The sequence below is a fragment of the Streptomyces sp. NPDC025638 genome (assembly GCF_055558775.1).
The window spans coordinates 379968-398212 of the sequence record NZ_JBVHLX010000002.1 but is presented as its reverse complement, the minus strand read 5'-3'; the positions used below and the strand labels follow the sequence as shown (position 1 = coordinate 398212).

The 18245-nt window shown below is 70.2% G+C and carries 15 protein-coding genes and 1 pseudogene; 11 read left to right on the top strand and 5 right to left on the bottom strand.

Features of this window, described 5'->3' with window-relative positions:
* The first annotated feature begins 4 nt into the window (after window positions 1–4).
* The 10 genes and pseudogenes from ACZ4EG_RS05910 to ACZ4EG_RS05865 all read left to right on the top strand — a co-directional run bounded on the left by ACZ4EG_RS05910 (window position 5) and on the right by ACZ4EG_RS05865 (window position 12712).
* The gene (locus ACZ4EG_RS05910; protein WP_363294513.1) at window positions 5–1252 is read left to right on the top strand and encodes an ROK family protein; all 1248 of its coding nucleotides are present in this window, start codon (window positions 5–7) and stop codon (window positions 1250–1252) included.
* An 11-nt stretch (window positions 1253–1263) separates the two neighbouring features.
* On the top strand, window positions 1264–3120 hold the full coding sequence (locus tag ACZ4EG_RS05905) for a glycoside hydrolase (protein WP_467789691.1): 1857 nt from the start codon (window positions 1264–1266) through the stop codon (window positions 3118–3120).
* A 232-nt stretch (window positions 3121–3352) separates the two neighbouring features.
* Complete coding sequence (locus ACZ4EG_RS05900; RefSeq protein WP_467789690.1) at window positions 3353–4618, top strand: ABC transporter substrate-binding protein; 1266 nt, start codon at window positions 3353–3355, stop codon at window positions 4616–4618.
* Window positions 4619–4644: 26 nt separating this feature from the next.
* Window positions 4645–5601 carry a carbohydrate ABC transporter permease gene (locus ACZ4EG_RS05895; RefSeq protein WP_467789689.1) on the top strand — a complete coding sequence of 319 codons (957 nt, stop codon included), beginning with the start codon at window positions 4645–4647 and terminating at the stop codon, window positions 5599–5601.
* Between the two features lie 50 nt (window positions 5602–5651).
* Complete coding sequence (locus ACZ4EG_RS05890; protein ID WP_467789976.1) at window positions 5652–6467, top strand: carbohydrate ABC transporter permease; 816 nt, start codon at window positions 5652–5654, stop codon at window positions 6465–6467.
* 12 nt (window positions 6468–6479) lie between these two features.
* Window positions 6480–9374 carry a glycoside hydrolase family 2 TIM barrel-domain containing protein gene (locus tag ACZ4EG_RS05885; protein WP_467789688.1) on the top strand — a complete coding sequence of 965 codons (2895 nt, stop codon included), beginning with the start codon at window positions 6480–6482 and terminating at the stop codon, window positions 9372–9374.
* A 121-nt stretch (window positions 9375–9495) separates the two neighbouring features.
* Window positions 9496–9627 (top strand): hypothetical protein, encoded by a 132-nt coding sequence (locus ACZ4EG_RS05880; protein WP_467789991.1) that lies wholly within the window; start codon window positions 9496–9498, stop codon window positions 9625–9627.
* Window positions 9628–9695: 68 nt separating this feature from the next.
* Window positions 9696–10391 (top strand): annotated as a pseudogene (locus ACZ4EG_RS05875) (ABC-2 family transporter protein); the annotation flags it as partial.
* Between the two features lie 214 nt (window positions 10392–10605).
* Window positions 10606–11940 (top strand): hypothetical protein, encoded by a 1335-nt coding sequence (locus tag ACZ4EG_RS05870; RefSeq protein WP_467789687.1) that lies wholly within the window; start codon window positions 10606–10608, stop codon window positions 11938–11940.
* 52 nt (window positions 11941–11992) lie between these two features.
* Complete coding sequence (locus tag ACZ4EG_RS05865) at window positions 11993–12712, top strand: hypothetical protein (protein ID WP_453557020.1); 720 nt, start codon at window positions 11993–11995, stop codon at window positions 12710–12712.
* On the opposite strand, the gene ACZ4EG_RS05860 is transcribed toward ACZ4EG_RS05865, so the two are convergent.
* The 4 genes from ACZ4EG_RS05860 to ACZ4EG_RS05845 all read right to left on the bottom strand — a co-directional run bounded on the left by ACZ4EG_RS05860 (window position 12699) and on the right by ACZ4EG_RS05845 (window position 15094).
* The gene (locus ACZ4EG_RS05860; RefSeq protein ID WP_467789686.1) at window positions 12699–13124 is read right to left on the bottom strand and encodes an NUDIX hydrolase; all 426 of its coding nucleotides are present in this window, start codon (window positions 13122–13124) and stop codon (window positions 12699–12701) included. The two genes, ACZ4EG_RS05865 and ACZ4EG_RS05860, sit on opposite strands and share 14 nt — an antisense overlap.
* Window positions 13125–13224: 100 nt before the next feature.
* On the bottom strand, window positions 13225–13980 hold the full coding sequence (locus ACZ4EG_RS05855; protein WP_467789685.1) for an isocitrate lyase/PEP mutase family protein: 756 nt from the start codon (window positions 13978–13980) through the stop codon (window positions 13225–13227).
* Window positions 13977–14438: a hypothetical protein gene (locus ACZ4EG_RS05850; RefSeq protein WP_467789684.1), complete on the bottom strand. Its 462-nt coding sequence runs from the start codon at window positions 14436–14438 to the stop codon at window positions 13977–13979. The genes ACZ4EG_RS05855 and ACZ4EG_RS05850 overlap by 4 nt, the downstream gene beginning before the upstream one ends.
* Before the next feature lie 287 nt (window positions 14439–14725).
* Window positions 14726–15094, bottom strand: coding sequence for a VOC family protein (locus tag ACZ4EG_RS05845; protein WP_467789683.1), 369 nt, complete (start codon window positions 15092–15094; stop codon window positions 14726–14728).
* 326 nt (window positions 15095–15420) lie between these two features.
* Here ACZ4EG_RS05845 and ACZ4EG_RS05840 point away from each other — a divergent pair, with 326 nt between their 5' ends.
* The gene (locus ACZ4EG_RS05840; RefSeq protein WP_467789682.1) at window positions 15421–16569 is read left to right on the top strand and encodes a hypothetical protein; all 1149 of its coding nucleotides are present in this window, start codon (window positions 15421–15423) and stop codon (window positions 16567–16569) included.
* On the opposite strand, the gene ACZ4EG_RS05835 is transcribed toward ACZ4EG_RS05840, so the two are convergent.
* Complete coding sequence (locus ACZ4EG_RS05835; RefSeq protein WP_467789681.1) at window positions 16514–18241, bottom strand: DUF2264 domain-containing protein; 1728 nt, start codon at window positions 18239–18241, stop codon at window positions 16514–16516. The genes ACZ4EG_RS05840 and ACZ4EG_RS05835 overlap by 56 nt on opposite strands.
* Window positions 18242–18245: the final 4 nt, after the last annotated feature.

The window sequence follows — 18245 nt, the reverse complement described above, 5'->3', positions numbered from 1 at the left end:
CTCCGTGAAGCGCACATCACGTGACATCCGCACCGCGAACCGCTACGAGGTGCTGCGCCAGATCATCGCCGCGTCGCCCACCTCACGGCAGGAGCTGGCGTCCGCCACCGGGCTGAGTCTGGCCACGGTCGCCACGCTCGTCGGTGAGCTGCTCGACCTCCGTATGATCACAGAGGTCGGTTTCGAGGACTCGGCGGGGGGTCGCCCCCGCGGTCTCGTGGCCGTCCACGCGTCGGGGGGCGCGCTGATCGGGGTCGACATCGCGGAGACGTACGTCCATGTCGAGCTGTTCGACCTGGCGCTGAACGTCCTTGCCCGCGCGGACGAGGACATGCGCCCCGGCGAGAGCCGCCCGGAGCAGGTGGTCGGCCATGTTGCGGCGGCCGTCGGCTCGGTGGTCGCGCAGGCCGGGGTGGAGGCGGCGCGGGTGCTCGGCGTCGGAGTGAGCGTGCCGGGCCAGGTGGACCGCGACACGGGCGTCTCCGAGTACGCGCCCAACTGGGACTGGCACGACGTGCCGTTGCTCGACCTGCTCTCCGAACACATCGCCTACCCGCTGTACTTGGACAACCCGCTGCGCGCCTGCGCGGTCGCCGAGCTGTGGTTCGGGGCGGCGCGCGGGCGCGGGGACGCCGTGGTGGTGAACCTCGGGACCGGAGTCGGCGCCGGACTGGCGCTCGGCGGCGGGCTGCACCGGGGCGTCAGCAACAGCGCCGGCGAGTGGGGGCACACCACGCTCGTCCTGGACGGGCGGCTGTGCCACTGCGGCAACCACGGCTGTGTGGAGACGTATGTCGGCGCGCCCGGCATCATGCAGAACCTGCGTGAACTGAGCCCGCAGAGCGCGCTGTTGCACCCCGAGGACCAGACGGCCACGATCGACGCGCTGGCGCGCGCGGTCGACGCGAACGACCCGGTGGCCATCAAGGTGGTGCGGGACACCGCCCGTTACCTCGGGGCCGGCATCTCCGATCTGATCAATCTCCTCAACCCCGAGGTGGTCGTGCTCAGCAGCTGGGTCGCCGCCCGGCTGGGCGAGCCCCTGCTCGGCGAGGTGCGCGAGGCCGTCGCCCGGCACGCGCTGCGGCGGCCGCTGGCCGCCACCGAGATCGTCCTCTCCCCGATCCCCACCGACCCGGTCTCCTTGGGCGCGGCGACGTTCGCGCTGGAAGGGGCGTTGCAGTCCGTCGGGCAGAGGAACGGAAGCAAGCGCACCACCCCCGTAAGGAGCCGTACCGCACCGCCTTCATGACGACGGAAGGGATGCACGTGTCTCACCCCCGCACCACGACTCCCCGCACCAGGAGATCGGTCCTCCTGACAGCCGCGGCCGCACTCGCCGTCGCCGGCCCCCTGATATCCGCCCCGCCCTCCTCGGCGGCCACCCCCACGGCCGCCGAGGTCTCTCCCCACGCCGCCCAGACCATCGACGACATCGGTGCCTCGGGCGCCTGGTGGGTCAACGACCTGCGGAACTTCGACCCCGAGGTGCAGGCCCGGGTGGCGCGGCTGCTGTTCTCCTCGCAGGGCCTGGACCTCAGCGCCTACCGCTACAACATCGGCGGTGGCGGCACCGGCGTCAGCTACGCGCCCCGCGCCCCCGAGGACTTCCTGAACGACGACGGGTCCTACGACTGGAGCAAGGACAGGGCGGGCCGCTACTTCCTGTACGCCGCCGCGAAGTACGGCGTCGAGGACCTGATCGGTTTCGTCAACAGCGCGCCCGCCGAGTGGAAGACCAACGGCAAGAGCTGCGGCGGCCATCTGAAGGCGGCCAGCGAGCAGGACTTCGCCAAGTACGTGGCCGACGTCACCGACCACTTCGCCCGGCAGGGCGTCCGGCTCGACTACATCAGCCCCTTCAACGAGCCGACGAACAGCTTCGACTCCTGCGGCCAGGAGGGCATGCTGGTCGATCCCGCCCAGCGCGACGACATCGTGCGCGCCCTCGGCGCCGAGCAGCGCTCCCGGCACCAGCGGACGGGCATCATCGCCGACGAGTCCACCAGTACGGTCAAGTTCAACTCCGAGGTCCCGCAGTGGATCTCGCAGCCGGACACCGCCCAGTACGTCGCCAAGCTCGCCCACCACACCTACGACAACCCGGGCGACGGGGACCGGGCGCAGGTCTACGAGACGTCCAAGGCGGCCGGCAGGCAGTCCTGGTCCACGGAGATCTGCTGCTTCGGCAAGGGAGGCACCGGCTGGGCGCAGGAGTACGACCCGACCATCGACGGCGGTCTGAACCTCTCCCGGATCATCTACAAGGATTTCGCGACCGCGCACGACTCGGCGTTCCAGTGGTGGGTCGCGCTGTCGGAGATGATCGGCAGCGATCCGCTGGCGAAGAACGGCGACGGCTGGAACGACGGCCTGATCTACTACGACCCGAACTACAGGACGAACGGCAACCAGACCCTGTACTTCACCAAGCGGTACTACGCGCTGGGCCAGTACAGCAAGTTCGTGAAGCCGGGCGCGGTCGCGCACAACGTGACCGGCGCACCGGACGGCGTCGAGGTGTCGGCATACGACCGGGACGGCACGTGGGTGGTCGTGGTGAACAACCACAATTCCACCGACACGGCGCTCGATGTGCACTTCAACAGCAGGTCGCCACTACGGGCCACGAAGGCGGTGCGGACTTCGGCGGACGAGAACTGGGCCGACGTGGCCAGGCCTTCGGTGCGCGGTGGCACGATGTCCGCCACGCTCGCGGCCCGCTCCGTCACCACCTATGTCCTCGACCGGCAGGGCCACGGCAGCACGGCCCTCACCGGCGCCCTCCAGGGCAAGCAGTCCGGCAAGTGCCTGACGGCCGACGCCTCCGGCGCCACCATCACCGGCTGCACGGGCACCACCGGGCAGTCGTGGTCGTACGACGCGAAGGGCACCCTGAAGGGGCTCAACGGCTATCTGACGGCCGGGAGTTCCGGGCTCGCGACAGCGGCCGCCACGGGTGACGGCACGCAGCGCTGGCTGCTGAACTCCAACGGACAGATCGTCAACGAGGCGACAGGAAAGTGCCTGGACGTCGGTGGACAGGCGACCACCGACGGCAGCGCCGTGATCCTCTACAGCTGCAACGGCGGCGCCAACGAGGCCTGGACCAGGCAGTAACACCCCGCTGGACCGAGGGCCGCCGGCCACACCCCTGACTCGGCGGCCCTCAACTCCCTCGCCACTTCCTCACGTTCGGGATTCCGGACCGAATGCAACTCTTCGAACAGACTTCGTCCAACCCCTTGCCGAAGCCTTAGCCGAAGGTTAACGTCCCGCTCCGCACAGCACATCCGAGCCATCTGGCCCAAGCCGTTGAGCCGCAGCCGCACTTCGAGACAAGGACGTCAGCATGTCGGCAATGAGCAACAGCAACTGGTCCCGCAGATCACTGTTCCGCGCCGCCGCGGGCATGGCCGCCGCCGGCACACTGGCCGCGTGCGGCAGCAACAACGGCCGTGGGGGCGGCTCCGGTTCGGGCAAGAACCTCGTGCAGTACTTCCACGCGTACGGCGAGGCGGGCACCGAGCAGGCGATCAAGCGGTACGCGAAGGCGTACAAGGACGCGAGCGTCACCACGCAGTGGATCACCGGCTCCAACTTCGAGAGCAAGCTCTTCGCCTCGCTGCTCACCGATCAGGCCCCGGACCTGTTCGAGTTCCACCCGCAGCTCCAGCTCGTCAAGAGCGGTCAGGTGGCCGATCTGACCGACATCATCGAGCCGGTCAAGTCCGACTTCAACCAGGCCGACATCACGTCGCACACGGTGGACGGCAAGATCTACGGCCTCCGCATGATCGACGACCCGCAGTTCTTCTTCTACCGCAAGTCGCTCCTGGAGAAGGCGGGCATCCAGGCGCCCACCACCCTCGACGAGCTGATCGAGGCCGCCGCCAAGCTCACCACGAGCAAGGTCAAGGGCCTGTTCCTCGGCAACGACCTGCACGCGGTCATCAACCCGCTGATCTGGTCGGCCGGCGCCGACACCCTCGACGCGAAGAACGAGATCGCCTACCACACGGACGGCGTGGTCGAGGGTCTGAAGAAGATGCGCAAGCTCTTCACCAGCGGCCACCTGCTGCTCGACGCCCCCGCCGACTTCTGGGACCCCTCCGCGCTCAACCAGGGCCTGTGCGCCATCCAGTTCTGCGGCATGTGGGCCATGCCGCAGTTCCAGCAGACCCTCGGCGACGACCTCGGCATCATGCCGTTCCCGAAGGTCACCGACGCGGGCAAGCCGTCCGTCTACAACGGCGGCTGGTCGATGTTCGTCAACGCCAAGGGCAAGAACGTCGACGCGGCCAAGGAGTACGTGAAGTGGCTGTGGATCGACCAGAAGAAGTACCAGGAGGACTGGGCGACCTCGTACGGCTTCCACATCCCGCCGCGCACCTCCATCGCGCAGTCCGCCGCCAAGCTGAAGTCGGGCCTGCCGGCGGAGGGCGTGAAGCTCTTCAACGAGTACGGGCACTTCGACAACATCGGCTGGACCCAGGCGATGATCACCGCCACGGAGAACGTCTTCGCCGACTGCGTCCGCAAGGGCGGTGACCCCGAGGCCGCGCTCGACACGTGCGACAAGACGGTCGGCGCCGAGCTCAAGAAGCTCTTCGGATAGACCGCCGGACGGACACGGACCACGACATGTCGACGACCACCACGCGTGGCCTCGCGAGCCCCGCCCCGGCCAAGGCCCCCAAGGCCCGGCCGCGGCGGGGGCTGCGGGGCAGCCGCACGTTCAACTTCTGGCTCTTCACCAGCCCGTTCCTCATCGGGCTGATCGTCTTCGTCTACATCCCCATCGGCTGGAGCGTCTACCTCAGCTTCTTCGAGGCCCGCTTCACCGTGACGCCCAGCGACTTCGTCGGCCTGGACAACTACCGGCAGATGCTGACGGACAGCAACTTCACCGGCTCGCTGGTCACCTTCACCGTCTTCGCCGCGTTCATCGTGCCCACCACCTGGGCGGTCTCGCTGGGCCTGGCGCTGCTGGTGAACCGGCTGCGCTTCATACGGGCGTTCTACCGGTCGGTGTTCTTCCTGCCGACGGCCTGCAGCTATGTCGCCGCCTCGCTGATCTGGAAGATGTCCATCTTCAACGGCGTCCGCTTCGGCCTGGCCAACACCGTCATCGGCTGGTTCGGCGTGGACAACGTCGCCTGGCTCGCCAACCCCGACCCGCCCTGGTACTGGCTGGTCATCCTCACCGCCCGGCTGTGGCTGCAGTCCGGCTTCTACATGATCCTGTTCCTGGCCGCGCTGCAGAACATCCCGCGGGAGCTGTACGAGGCCGCCGCGATCGACGGCGCGAAGCCCGGCTGGCAGACCTTCCGCCACATCACACTGCCGCAGCTGCGCGCCACCTCCACGGCCGTGATCCTGCTGCTGCTCGTGGCCGCCTACCAGGCCTTCGACGAGTTCTTCAACCTGCTGTCCAAGACGACGTGGGGCCGTCCGCCGCTCGTCGAGCTCTACTACACGGCCCTCGGCCAGAACCAGAACTACGGAGCGGGCAGCGCCGGAGCGGTGATCCTGACCCTGCTGATCTGTGTCGTGACCCTGTTCCAGGGCAGGATCATGGGCTTCGGAAGGGGTGACTAGTCCCAGTGACCACTATCCCGGAGCGCCGCGTCCGGCGCGGTGGCGGAGTGATGAGCTCCACCGGCCTGTACGTCGCCATCAGCGTCGCCGCGTTCTTCTTCCTCGTCCCGTTCTATCTGCTGATCCGCAACGCCCTCTCCACCGATCCGGAGATCACCGGCGAGAACTGGAAGTTCTTCCCCACCCACATCCAGTGGGGCAACATCACCGAGCCGTTCGACGACCCCACGGTCGACTTCGGACAGTCGATGGTGAACTCACTGGTCGTCGGCACACTCCACACGGTCGGCACGCTCTTCGTGTGCTCACTCGCCGGCTACGGCCTGGCCCGCATCCCCTACCGGCACGCCAACAAGATCTTCTACGCGGTGCTGGTGACCCTCATGGTCCCGGCCGCCGTCACCTTCGTGCCGAGCTTCGTGCTGGTCTCGTCCCTCGGCTGGGTGGACAGCTACCGCGGTCTCATCATTCCGGGCCTGTTCAGCGGTTTCACCTGCTTCCTCTTCCGGCAGTACTTCCTGGGGTTCCCGAAGGAGCTGGAGGAGGCGGCGCGCGTGGACGGGCTCGGCTACTGGGGCGCGTACTGGCGTGTCGTCGTCCCCAACTCGCTGAACTTCTTCGCGGCGATCGCCACGATCACCTTCATCAACGGCTGGAACTCCTTCCTGTGGCCGCTGGTCATCGGCCAGGACCCCAGCGCCTGGACGGTCCAGGTCGCGCTCTCCTCGTACATGACCAACCAGACCGTCAACTACCACCTGATCTTCATGGCCACCGCCATTTCCATCCTGCCCCTGCTGTTCGTCTTCCTCTTCCTCCAGCGCTGGCTGGTCCAGGGAATCGCGCAGACCGGCATCAAGGGCTGAGCAAGGAGACCGATGACTTTCCGCACAACCACCCCCACTCTCGACCCCGCTCGAGCGGGGGGACCCCCATCCATCGATTACGTCGAGGAGGTCTCGCCGGGCTCCGGGGCACTGCCACCCCGGGCCTGGTACGCCTCCTCGGACGCCGCATCTCTTTCCCTGAACGGCAGTTGGCGTCTCCGCGTGTCGGCCACCGCCGACGCCGAGGACGACTCGTTCGCCGAGCCGGGCTTCGACTCCGGCGACTGGGCGGAGGTCTCGGTCCCCGGCCACTGGGTCCTTCAGGGCCATGGCTCACCCATCTACACCAACCATCTCTACCCCTTCCCGGTCGACCCGCCCCACGTACCGACCGAGAACCCCACCGGTGACCATCTGCACATCTTCGACCTGCCGTCCGACTGGCCGTCGGACGGAGGCGCGGTGCTGCGCTTCGACGGCGTGGAGTCCTGCGCGCGCGTCTGGCTGAACGGCACGGACATCGGCGAGTTCAAGGGCTCCCGGCTGCCCCACGAGTTCGCGGTCGGCCATCTGCTCAGGCCCGCCGGCAATGTGCTGGCCGTACGGGTCCACCAGTGGTCGGCGGGTTCGTACCTGGAGGACCAGGACCAGTGGTGGCTGCCGGGCATCTTCCGTGATGTGACCCTGCTGCACCGGCCGGCGGGTGCCGTCCTCGACTTCTTCGTGCACGCCTCCTACGACCATGTCACCGGCGAGGGCACGCTGCGCGTCGACTCCGACGTGGACGGCCGGGTCACCGTGCCGGACCTGGGCGTCGACATCGCGACCGGCGAGCCGGTGACGGTCCCGGTGCGGCCGTGGACCGCGGAGACACCACAGTTGTACGACGGTGTGCTGGCCACCGAGGGCGAGCGGGTGCCGCTGAGGATCGGCTTCCGGACGGTCGTGCTCGACGACGGCCTGATCAAGGTCAACGGCAGGCCGGTCCTCTTCAAGGGCGTCAACCGGCACGAGTGGCACCCGGAGAAGGGCCGCTCCCTCGACCCGGAGACCATGCGCGAGGACGTGCTGCTGATGAAGCGGCACAACATCAACGCCGTGCGCACCTCCCACTACCCACCCCATCCGGCCTTCCTGTCCCTGTGCGACGAGTACGGCCTGTGGGTGATCGACGAGTGCGACCTGGAGACCCACGGCTTCACCGAGCAGGGCTGGCGGGACAACCCCGTCGACGACGAACGCTGGACCCCGGCCCTGCTCGACCGCGCCGCCCGCATGGTCGAACGCGACAAGAACCACCCGTCGGTCGTCATCTGGTCGCTCGGCAACGAGGCCGGCACCGGCCGCGGACTCACCGCGATGGCCGAATGGATCCACGGCCGGGACTCCTCACGGCTGGTGCACTACGAGGGTGACATCAACTGCCGTGACACGGACGTCTATTCACGGATGTACGCCGACCACGCGGAGGTCGAGCGGATCGGCCGCGGCCTGGACGGCGGCACCCACGGACGCCGTGAACTCCCCTTCATCCTCTGCGAGTACGGCCACGCCATGGGCAACGGCCCCGGCGGCATCGCCGACTACCAGCGGATCTTCGAGTCCTACGACCGGCTCCAGGGCGGCTTCATCTGGGAGTGGATCGACCACGGCATCAAGGACGAGCGGTACGGGTTCGCGTACGGCGGCGACTTCGGCGAGGAGCTGCACGACGGCAACTTCGTCTGCGACGGGCTGCTGTTCCCGGACCGGCGGCCCTCCCCGGGGCTGATCGAGTACAAGAAGGTGATCGAGCCGGTCCGTATCGACGGCGACGGCGCCGACGGCACCGTCCGCGTCACCAACCGGCAGGACTTCGCCGATCTGTCCGCGCTCGCCTTCGCGTGGTCGTACCAGGTGGACGGCGAGACGGTCGCGTCGGGCGGCCTCCAGGTGCCCACCCTGGCACCCGGTGAGTCGGCCGACGTGAAGCTGCCGGAGGCGCCCTCGGCCGCGCACGGTGAGACCCAGTGGACGGTACGGGCGCTGACGGCCGCCGACACTCCATGGGCACCGAAGGACCATGTGGTGGCATGGGGCCAGTTCCCGGTGTCGGCGCGGCAGACTCCGTCCGTCGTCGCGACCGACGGGCCGGCGCTCGGCGAAGGGCTGATCACGCTCGGCCCGGCCTCCTTCGACGCCCGGACGGGTGCGCTCAGAACCGTCGGCGGCGTGCCGGTCACCGGTCTGCGTCTGGACGTGTGGCGGGCGACCACCGACAACGACGACGGCGCCGCCTGGCAGACCGACGTCCGCTACGGCCTGCTCTGGCGGAAGCTGGGCCTGCACCGGATGCGGCACCGGCTCGACGGCGTGGAGCTGGGCGACGACGCCCTGACGGTACGCGCCCGGGTGGCGCCCGCCGCCCGGGAGGTGGGCCTGTCGACGGTGTACCGCTGGACGTCGGACGGCAACCGGCTGAAGCTGACCGTGTCCGTGTCCCCCGAGGGCGACTGGACGGTACCGCTGCCGCGGCTCGGCATCCGGCTCGGGCTGTCGGCCGCCGACCGTGTGGAGTGGTTCGGCGGCGGTCCGGGGGAGGCGTATCCGGACACCAGGTCGGCGTCGGCGGTCGGCCGCTGGCAGTCGACGGTGGACGACCTGCAGACGCCCTACGTGCGTCCGCAGGAGAACGGCGCCCGCGCCGACGTCCGCTGGGCGGAGATCGGCGGTCTGCGCATCGAGGGCGACCCGGAGTTCTGGTTCACCGCCCGCCGCTGGACCACCGAGCAGCTGGACGCCGCCGCCCACCGCACCGACCTCACCCCGGGCGACACGGTCTGGGTCAACCTCGACCACGGCCAGCACGGCATCGGCTCCCAGTCCTGCGGTCCGGGCCCCCTGTCCCAGTACTACCTGGAGGCCGAGCCCGCCGAGTTCTCCTTCGTCTTCTCGGAGGTCAATTGACCGACGCGCGCTCCGGAGGACCCCCGCGGCCGGCCGACGCGGGGGTCCCGGGGCGTCCCCCGGAAATCTCTGCACCCGGCCGGCCGCGGTCGCGTCCTGCGTCGGCTTCGTCCTGATCGGCATGCTCCAGGCACTTTACGGCCCGGCGGTGCCCGGCCTGCGCTCGGAGTCGGCGATCACCCAGGCACCGGCCCTGCCCCAAGCGGCCCGGGACACGGTCGTGCAGCACATGCACCACGGCACGATCGTCTAGTGGTATTTGCGTCCCCTTCCGTCCCATCGCTACTACGCGCTGCGGGTGTTGGGCGAGCAGTTGTACGGCAGGTGTCGGTGATCGTGTTCGCGACGGTGCTGCTGACCCGGTTCACCGGGATGGGCGGCTGGGACAGCGCGGACGTCCTGCTGATCCCGGCGACGCGTATGCCGGCCCATGGCCTGTTCGTGCTGTTCCTGGGCCGGGTGCACGGCCTGGGCCGGCACATCCAGGAGGGCAAGATCGACGCGTATCCGCTGCGTCCCATGCCGGTGTACCGCCAGGTCCAGCTGGAGTTCTTCCCCACCAACGCGATCGGCGACCTGGCGGTGGCGGCGGGCCTGATGGCGGGCGCGCCGAGCCGCAGCCATCTGGACTGGACGGCGCCCCGGATCGCCTACCTGATCGCGGCCGTCCTCGGCGGAATGCTTCTGGAGGCAGCCCTGTTCACGGTGATCGCCGCCGCCTCCCTCCGCTTTCCGGCCGCCGACTACTGGGGCCGCCGGGTGGAGGAACTCCTGGGCGCGTTCGGCAGTTACCCCCTGAACGTGCTCCCGAAGGCGGTGGGCGGCCTGCTGACCTACGCCCTCCCCCTCGCCTTCGTCGCCTACTTCCCGGCGGCAGTCCTCACGAACCACGGCCACACGACCGGGGCCCCGTACTGGCTGGCGGCGTCGTCCCCGCTCCTGGGCGCCCTGGCCTACCCGCTGTCCCGCCTCCTGAGGCGCTGGAGCCTGCGGCACTACACGGGGGTGAACGGCTGACGGACCGAACCCGCTCGCTCAGACGCTGGTTCCGTCAGACGCCCCAGGGGCCCCGCCTCCCCCTTAGACTGGACGCTTCGCGGGTGTCACGCCGCCCTGGGGGAGGGAGCGCGCCTTGTCTCAACAACGGCTGGGGCCTGGCCCTTTGAGGCCCGCGAGATCCGGTCCCCCGTCGCCGGTACCGGCACCCGGCGAGTCCGGTCCGGTCCGGCTCGTGGGCTGGCTGGGCGGACTCGGGGCCGCCGCCGCGGGATACGGCGTGTTCCAGTTCCTGTTCGGGGTACTGCCCGACCTCGGCAGCGGGCCCGCCAGATATCTGCTCGCCGGGGTGAGCGGATCGGCCACGACCGCGACCATCTGGCTTGCGGCGGCGCTGGCCCGGGCTCGGACCGCCGACGTGGGTGGGGGCGGCGCCCGGCGGACCGCCGCCGGGTACGCGGCTCAACCCGCCCCCGGCAAACTTCCCGAGCTCCTCGCCTCCGCCCACGTCCGCCTCGTCGAACAGGTCTCCACCGTCGACGACCCGGTCCGGGGCCCACTCATCGGCTGGCCCCACTCGCTGGGCGAACCGCACGAGGTCACGGCCCGGCCCACCTCGGTGGGCACCGCGTACGGCCTGCACCTCATGCTCGATCTCGGTGTGCCCGACGGACGTCTGCGCACGGGCGAGCTGGTGGAGACCCTGTGGCGGCTGCGGCTGCCGGACGGCGGCTGGTCGGCACGCTCACAGGGGTCGATGTCCCGCCCGGAGGTGACCGCCCTGGTGCTGGGCGCGCTGGCCCGGGCAGGCGTCTCCGGGGAGCGCCTCGCCTCGGAGGTGGAGCGCTGCGAGGCCGGGTTCACCCATGAACTGGACCGCGTCGGGCGGGCGTTGACCCATGTCGTCACCACCGTGCTGCGCGGGCTGCTGCGCGCCTCGCCCGGGTCCACGACAATCCCGGTGCTGCGCGACGCCCTGATCGCCGGTGCGGTCAGCGACCCCGACCGCCGGCACCGCCACTGCTGGAGTCATCGGCTGTCGCCGCTGCCCTGGCCCTCCCCCGCTGCCCGGCCCTCCCCGGCGCACACCGCGCAGGCCGTCGTCGCGCTCGACCGGGTGGCCCGCGTCCTGGGCGAGGGCTCCGCGGCGCGCTCCGCCCGCGAGGACGGCATCCGCTGGCTGCTGGCCTGCCCGGCCGCCGCTCACGACGGCTGCCCGGACCTGGCCAATGTGCGGGAGGAGGTCCGCAGACCACACCCGGACGACGCCGGCCACCACGAGGTGCTGAACGTACGGCACTTCACCGCGGCCTGGGTCCTGCGCGCGCTGCTGACTCCCGGCGCTCGCGAACTCGCCCGCGAGGAAGGGCTGGAGCGGGAGTGGCAGGAGCGGCTGAACGGTGCGGCGGCCGCGGTGTGGGCGGGGCAGACGGACGGCATATGGTCCTGGACCCGGGACGGCACCACCCTGACCGCCACGGAGGATCTGCACCAGCCGATGTGGATGACCTATCAAGGCCTTTCGGCGCTGCGGGCCCATGCCGTATGGATGTATCAGCCGAATACCTGAGCGCTCAGGCTCACGGGGAGAAGGAAGTCGACGGAACACGAAAGGGCGGTGCATGGGCGGTCGGCAGATCCTGATGGCACGGCGGCTGCTGGCCGAGGCACTGGACGGTGAGCTGACCGAGCACGAGACGGTGGCCGCGGCCCGGTCGGTCATCGCCGAACTAGGCTCTCCGGAGCGGCTGTTGGAGCTGGTCGCGGAACTCGCCTCGGGCGAGGGCGATCCCGAGGGCTGTGCCCGGCTGTCGTACCGGCACGTCCTCGGCTTCGACAAACTGCTGCTGATCGACGGCGGCCCCCGGCACATGCTGCGCGCCCATCTCTGGCATCCGGGCACCGGCGCCGACGAGGACATCCACAACCACCGCTCCCCGCTCGCCTCCTACGTCGTCCGGGGCCGGCTGGCCATGGAGCTGTACGAGGCGGACGGCGCGGGCGGAATCACGGCGGACCGCTACGAGGAGACCCTGGCGGAGCGGTCGGCGGACTGGATGCTGGAGCGCACCGGTCCGGCCCGGCTGCGGCTGACGCAGGCGGCGCGGTACACGGCGGGCAGCTCCTACGCCCTCCCGGCGCACACCCTGCACCGCGCGTGGTGCGACACGGACGCGCCCACGGTGACGCTGTTCCTGGAGACGGGTACCGGACGGCGGCGCCACACCGATGTGTTCACGGCGGCCGGACCGCATCCGGGCGCGGTGGCCAAGGTGCCCCTGGACGTGCCCGGCTATCTGACCGCGCTCGGCGCTCTGGCGGAACTGCTCAGGAGCTCGTGAGGGCCTGGCGTACGACGTCCAGGTTGTACGCGTCGATGTCGACGGACGACAGCTCGCCCTGCGTCAGCCAGGCGTACTCCTGGTCCCGCTCGGGGAGGACGACCTGCCGGGACAACGGCCTGACCAGGAAGTTGTCCTGCCAGTTCTTGACCTCGTGCCCCTGATAGTCGCTCACGAAGGACGACTGGCCGACCCGGCGTACGATCTCGCCGAGCAGCCCGGTCTCCTCCTTCAGCTCGCGCAGGGCGCCGTCCCGGGGGCTCTCCCCCTGCTCCAGCTTTCCGCAGGGCACGCCCCACACGCGCGGCAGGAACCGCTCCCGCTCACTGCGCCGCACCAGCAGGACCCGGCCCCGTTCGTCCATCACGACGGCGGCCGCCAGTCGCCTCTCGCCGGGGATCTCCATGTCCATGGTTCCTCGGTCCCTCGCCGGTGATGAGTCCCAAAGGGTCTGATACCCAGGAAAGCTCCCAGCGTACCAGGATCGCCCGATCGGGTCTGTGCCCTCGCTCTCACCCGGGCCGGCGCTCAAGGGCCCGTACATCGTCGTACGAGGGCGTCGTACCGCCGACGACCCGCCCGGCCGCGATATCGTCCACGGCGTCCAACGCGGCGCCCAGCGCCCGCCGGTACAGCAGCGAGCCGAGACTGATCCGCCGTACGCCGAGGTCGGTGAGATGGTGGACGGTGGGCCCGGCGGGCGAGTAGAGGATGTTGAGGGGGACGTGGAGGTGCCGCACCAGGGCACCGATGCGCTCGGGGTCGGTCAGCCCGGGGACGAACACACCGTCGGCACCGGCCTGTTGGTATGCATCCAGCCGCCGGAAGGTCTCCTCTCCCTCGCCCAGCCAGTACGTATCGGTACGCGCGTTGACGAAGAGCCCGGGCGCGGCCGACTTGACCGCGGCGATCTTCGCGGCGTGCAGGTCCACGGCCCCGAGCCCGTCTTCGAGATTGACACCGACCGCTCCGACGGCCCACAACTCCCGCGCGAACTCTCCTACTTCTTCAGGCTCGTCGCTGAATCCGCCCTCCGCGTCCACCGAGAGGAGGAAGGGTTCCGTGCCGAGGGTGAGGGCGAGCCGGAGGGTGTGCTCGCGGGTCGCTGCCGCGCCGTCGGGCAGACCGGCGGCTGCGGCGACACCGAGACTCGTGGTGCCGATGGCGGCGAATCCGCGCGCGGCGAGGGCGGCCGCGGAGGCATGGTCCCAGGCGTTGGGCAGGAACAGGGGATCGCCCGGGCGATGAAGACCGCCGAACGAGGTCATGAGAGCCTCCCGAGGGCGTCGGCGTAGTACCGGGATCCCGCGAGGTGGTGGGCGAGTTCGCGAAAACTCCAGCCCGCACCGGGCGAGTCGTCGAGCTGCTCGTCGGTCAACGCGTCCAGACGGTCGGCCCAGATACGGGCGAGCCGGATGAGACGACTGCGGGCCTCGTCAAGATCCCCGGAAGTGAAGGGGGCAAGGTCCGCCGCAGTCGTGATCGCGGAGGCGTGCCAGTGGTCCGGCTGGGGTGTCTGCCCCACCAGCCGGGCCTCCAGCTCGGCCAGGTGGTCGATCAGATGGTCCGCGGTACGACGGATCGCCTTGTGCGGGGTGTAGACGCGGTCGTCGATGTGTGCGGGCATACCGTCCCAGGCGGTCCAGGTGGCGGCCAGGTCCAGCACATGGTCGACCATGGCGGTGATGACCTCGGCGGGTGTCTCCGTTGCGATGTCGGCACTCATACGAAGACGCTAGGCCCCGGTCACTTCGGCGCCCGCCGAACCGTCACGCACGTCCGGACCAGGTTCCACAAGCACCATCACCGGGACGTCAGCCATGCGGCGAGCCCGCTTCCCGTGGTCGTGGCGAGAGCGGTCAAGAACCAACGGGGGATGCGCTGAATCGTCAAGTGCAGTCCATCAAAACGGAGTTCGAACTGTGGCGGGCGGCTTGCTGTGTCAGGGCTCATGCGTCCAGGACAGCAGCTACCAGCTGGTACGTAATGGCCCGCTCATGACTGGGCCCGGACCTACTCCCCCCGCTCCACCACCCCACGCTCCACACAGAACTCGTTGCCCTCCGGGTCGGCCAGTACCGCCCAGCCCGTTCCGTCCTCCCGGCGTCGGTCGTCGACGAGTGTGGCGCCGAGGGCGAGCAGGCGTTTGACCTCCTCGTCGCGGGTGTGGTCCTGGGGCTGGAGGTCCACGTGGACGCGGTTCTTGACGGTCTTGGGGTCCGGCACGGTGACGAAGAGCAAGCCTGCGGACTCGATCAGTGCCTCCGGGTCGCCGGGATGGTCGTCCTCGTGCAGGGGCTCGCCCAGGACCTGGGACCAGAAGAAGGCGAGCGCATAGGCGTCGGCGCAGTCGATCGTCACGTGCCGGATCTTGGAAGTCATGCGTCGGATTCTGGTGCGTGCGCGGGGAAAGGGAAAATGAATTCGGCAATGGGTTCGGCAACCTTTCCGGGGCCGTTGGCGACCGGAGGGCATGACTTCTGCACAACGCACGACACGCCACCGCCGCGTCCGGGTGGCGCGCAAAGCCGCCATAGGGCGCCCTCGCGGCCGCCGGCCTGCTCGCCGGGGCGTGGTACGCCACCGCCGGGGCCGCTACCACCGCCTCGCTCGCGGTCACCAGTACATCGGTCGCTCTGCCTGCCAAGTACCCGTATCTGTCGGAGGGTTACAACAACGTCCGCGAGTGGAACCGTACGGCCACCGCGGTGGCTCCCAACGGCACCCTGCGCGTGGCCTGGCCCGCCTCGGGCGGCGTCCATGTCACCCCGCTGACCCCGGCCGGGAAGCGCTCGGGTGCGGACACGGTCGTCAAGGGCGCCAAGGAGGTCGGCGGCCTGGTCGCGCACGACAACGGCTTCGCGCTGCTCACCCGCGTCTCCGACAGCAACAAGTGGAAGGAGACGGCGGCCGCGATCGTCCGCTACACGAACGGCACGAAGACCTGGAGCACCAGGCTCACCGGCACCGCCTCCCACGACACCGCCCCGACGCTGGACGGACAGCTCAACTGGAACGGCAGCAAGTACGGCGCCTACTTCGTCGTGCACGGCGCGGGCGGCTTCGCCGACGGGCACTACGGCGACAAGCTGTCGTACGTGAGCCCCAAGGGGGCCAAGCTCGGCGGTGGTTGGGGCTGGGGGTGCAGCCACAACGAGGGCATCGCCCTGCACGCGGAGAAGTCCGGCGCCTTCACCTCCCTCTGCTTCGACGACTGGCGTTCGGGTCTGTTCGTCTCCACCGGGATCGGCGCCCCGGACGTGGCCCCGGTCGTACAGCGGGAGCAGTGCTGGGCGGGGTACTGCGGTGGTACCTTCCCCAGCCGCACCGGCGACCTGGTGAAGTCCGCCACCGGCAGATACGCGACCGCGTTCGCCTCCCGCGGTGCCGCCTCCGCCAAGAAGAACCCGGCCGACTCCAGCGGCCGCGGCTGGACGGTCACGCCGAGGACGAGCACCCACCAGGTGGCGATCGCCTTCCTCAAGAACCGAAACTCCGGCCCCGGCGAGTCGATCTACCTGTCGAACACCAAGGGCACCGAGCACGTCAACGTGCACCTCGCCCCGTACGGCAAGGACAAGCTGCTGCTGTCCTGGGAGTCCCTGAAGAACGCCAAGTGCGCCGCGGGCACCTGCACCGGCACCTTCACGGGCACCCATCTGCGGCTCGTCGACTGGAACGGCCGGTTCGTCGGCGCGGACAAGGTGGTGAGCGCCCGTATCACCGGTGACATCGCCGTGGCCAAGGACGGCTCCCTGACCTGGGCCTGCGCTCCCGTCACCCCGTCGTACGCCACCAAGCTCAGCGGGGCGTCACCGACCACGAAGACCCTGCGGATCGTCCGTCTGACGCCGTGAACCGGAAATGACGGACCGGGCCCCCGGCCCAGCTCACGCTCAGGTCGTACGGCCCCCGCACCTCGACGGAGACCAGTTCCCCGAGGGGCAGGGGGTCCGGTTCGCCGGTGAGACGGGCCAGGGCCACGAACAGGGTCGGGCCGTCACCCGTCGTACCGGACAGGGCGAGGTCGCCGGACAGGCCGTGGACCGGCACCAGTTCGGCGTGCTCGTCCTGCCACGGCACCCAGCCGGTGATACGGACATCGGTCCCGGGTGCGGCGCCGGCCACCAGATGGGCGCGCACCTCCGCGGCGCCCTCGGCCACCACGAGGCTGGTGACCTCGGTCCCGCCGCCGACGCCCCCCGCGGTGTACCGGGAGGCCGCCCAGCCCTCCCCCACGCCCAGCGGGACGATGCCGGTGCGGGCCGCGTCCCCGCCCACCTTCACGACGTTGTCGGGCGGCGAACCGAGCGGCCGCGTGACCGTCGAATAGGCGAACCGCGTGTAGTAGGGGTCGTAGCGGACGTCCTCGCTGCCGTGGTTGTGCAGCCGGACCACACCGTCCGAACTCGTGGACTGGAGAAGCCAGTTGGGTCCCGTGATCGGGGTCACCGCGTCGGTCCGCTCGGCCGGTCCCGGTTCCTCGGCCGCCGTCCACACCGCGTGGTCCGCGGGCAGGAGCAGCCCGAGGAAGCCCTTGCTCGCCCAGTAGGGGGAGGCCGGTCCCGAATAGCCCTGCAGGAGCGCCTCGTCGGGGCCGTGCCAGCCGAGGGTGAGCAGACCGTGCTCGTCGACGGCCTCGCGGTCCAGGAAGTACTTCAGCGCGCCGGAGGCCAGCCGGCGGGTCTCCCCCGGCGCCAGGGGCGTACGTCCCGTGAGCGCGCCCAGCCACAGCGGGGCCGTCGTCGCGAACCGGTAGGTGAGGGAGCGGCCCTGGAGCATCGGGGCGCCGTCGCCGCCGAACAGCCGGGCGTAGTCGGCGAGATGACGTTCGAGCCGGCCGCCGTACAGGTCGAGGAGCGCGGCGTCGTCCGCCAGCCAGGCGTGCAGCACCGGATACAGGTGCATGGCCCAGCCGTTGTAGTAGTCGAAGGCGCGGCCGGGGCCGTCGCTGTACCAGCCGTCGCCCACGTACCACTGCTCGATGCGCTCCAGGCCCCGTTCGACGGCCTTGCGGGAGGCGTCGGCCTCGTACCCGATCTCCTGGAGGAATCCGCCGACCGTGACCGGGAACAACTCCCAGTTGCAGGGCCAGGGTTCGGCGGTCAGCGCGTCGGCCAGCCAGGCCGCCGCCCGCTCGCGCACGGGCTCGTCCAGCCGGTCCCACAGCAGGGGCCGCGTCAGCCGCAGGGCGAGGGCGATCGAGGCCGCCTCGACCAGGGGCTGGCCGCGGTCCTCGATGCGCGGCCAGACACCCGAGGCCCCGGCGGCGAGTCCGTCCGCGTAGCGTCCGAGGGCGTTCTCGTCGCGGCGGAAGGCGGCCAGCAGCAGCGTACGGGCGTATCCCTCCAGGCCGTCGGAGAGGCGGCCGGACCAGCTCTCGTGGTCACCGGGGAGGTGGTAGAGGGCGCGGTCCCCGGTGGCGTACGGCTCCACCGCGGCGAGCAGGGCGTCCGCGGCGGCCTCCCAGTGGGCGCGGGTGTATCCGGTGCGCGGGCTCAGGGTGCGGTCGGGCTGGGGCAGGTGCATCGGC

What these genes read in the sequence shown, in the direction of transcription:
- ACZ4EG_RS05905 (WP_467789691.1), top strand. Translation starts at nt 1,264, where the DNA reads ATGCACGTGTCTCACCCCCGCACCACGACTCCCCGCACCAGGAGATCG.
- ACZ4EG_RS05900 (WP_467789690.1), top strand. Translation starts at nt 3,353, where the DNA reads ATGTCGGCAATGAGCAACAGCAACTGGTCCCGCAGATCACTGTTCCGC.
- ACZ4EG_RS05895 (WP_467789689.1), top strand. Translation starts at nt 4,645, where the DNA reads ATGTCGACGACCACCACGCGTGGCCTCGCGAGCCCCGCCCCGGCCAAG.
- ACZ4EG_RS05890 (WP_467789976.1), top strand. Translation starts at nt 5,652, where the DNA reads ATGAGCTCCACCGGCCTGTACGTCGCCATCAGCGTCGCCGCGTTCTTC.
- ACZ4EG_RS05885 (WP_467789688.1), top strand. Translation starts at nt 6,480, where the DNA reads ATGACTTTCCGCACAACCACCCCCACTCTCGACCCCGCTCGAGCGGGG.
- ACZ4EG_RS05880 (WP_467789991.1), top strand. Translation starts at nt 9,496, where the DNA reads ATGCTCCAGGCACTTTACGGCCCGGCGGTGCCCGGCCTGCGCTCGGAG.
- ACZ4EG_RS05865 (WP_453557020.1), top strand. Translation starts at nt 11,993, where the DNA reads ATGGGCGGTCGGCAGATCCTGATGGCACGGCGGCTGCTGGCCGAGGCA.
- ACZ4EG_RS05860 (WP_467789686.1), bottom strand. Translation starts at nt 13,124, where the DNA reads ATGGACATGGAGATCCCCGGCGAGAGGCGACTGGCGGCCGCCGTCGTG.
- ACZ4EG_RS05855 (WP_467789685.1), bottom strand. Translation starts at nt 13,980, where the DNA reads ATGACCTCGTTCGGCGGTCTTCATCGCCCGGGCGATCCCCTGTTCCTG.
- ACZ4EG_RS05850 (WP_467789684.1), bottom strand. Translation starts at nt 14,438, where the DNA reads ATGAGTGCCGACATCGCAACGGAGACACCCGCCGAGGTCATCACCGCC.
- ACZ4EG_RS05845 (WP_467789683.1), bottom strand. Translation starts at nt 15,094, where the DNA reads ATGACTTCCAAGATCCGGCACGTGACGATCGACTGCGCCGACGCCTAT.
- ACZ4EG_RS05835 (WP_467789681.1), bottom strand. Translation starts at nt 18,241, where the DNA reads ATGCACCTGCCCCAGCCCGACCGCACCCTGAGCCCGCGCACCGGATAC.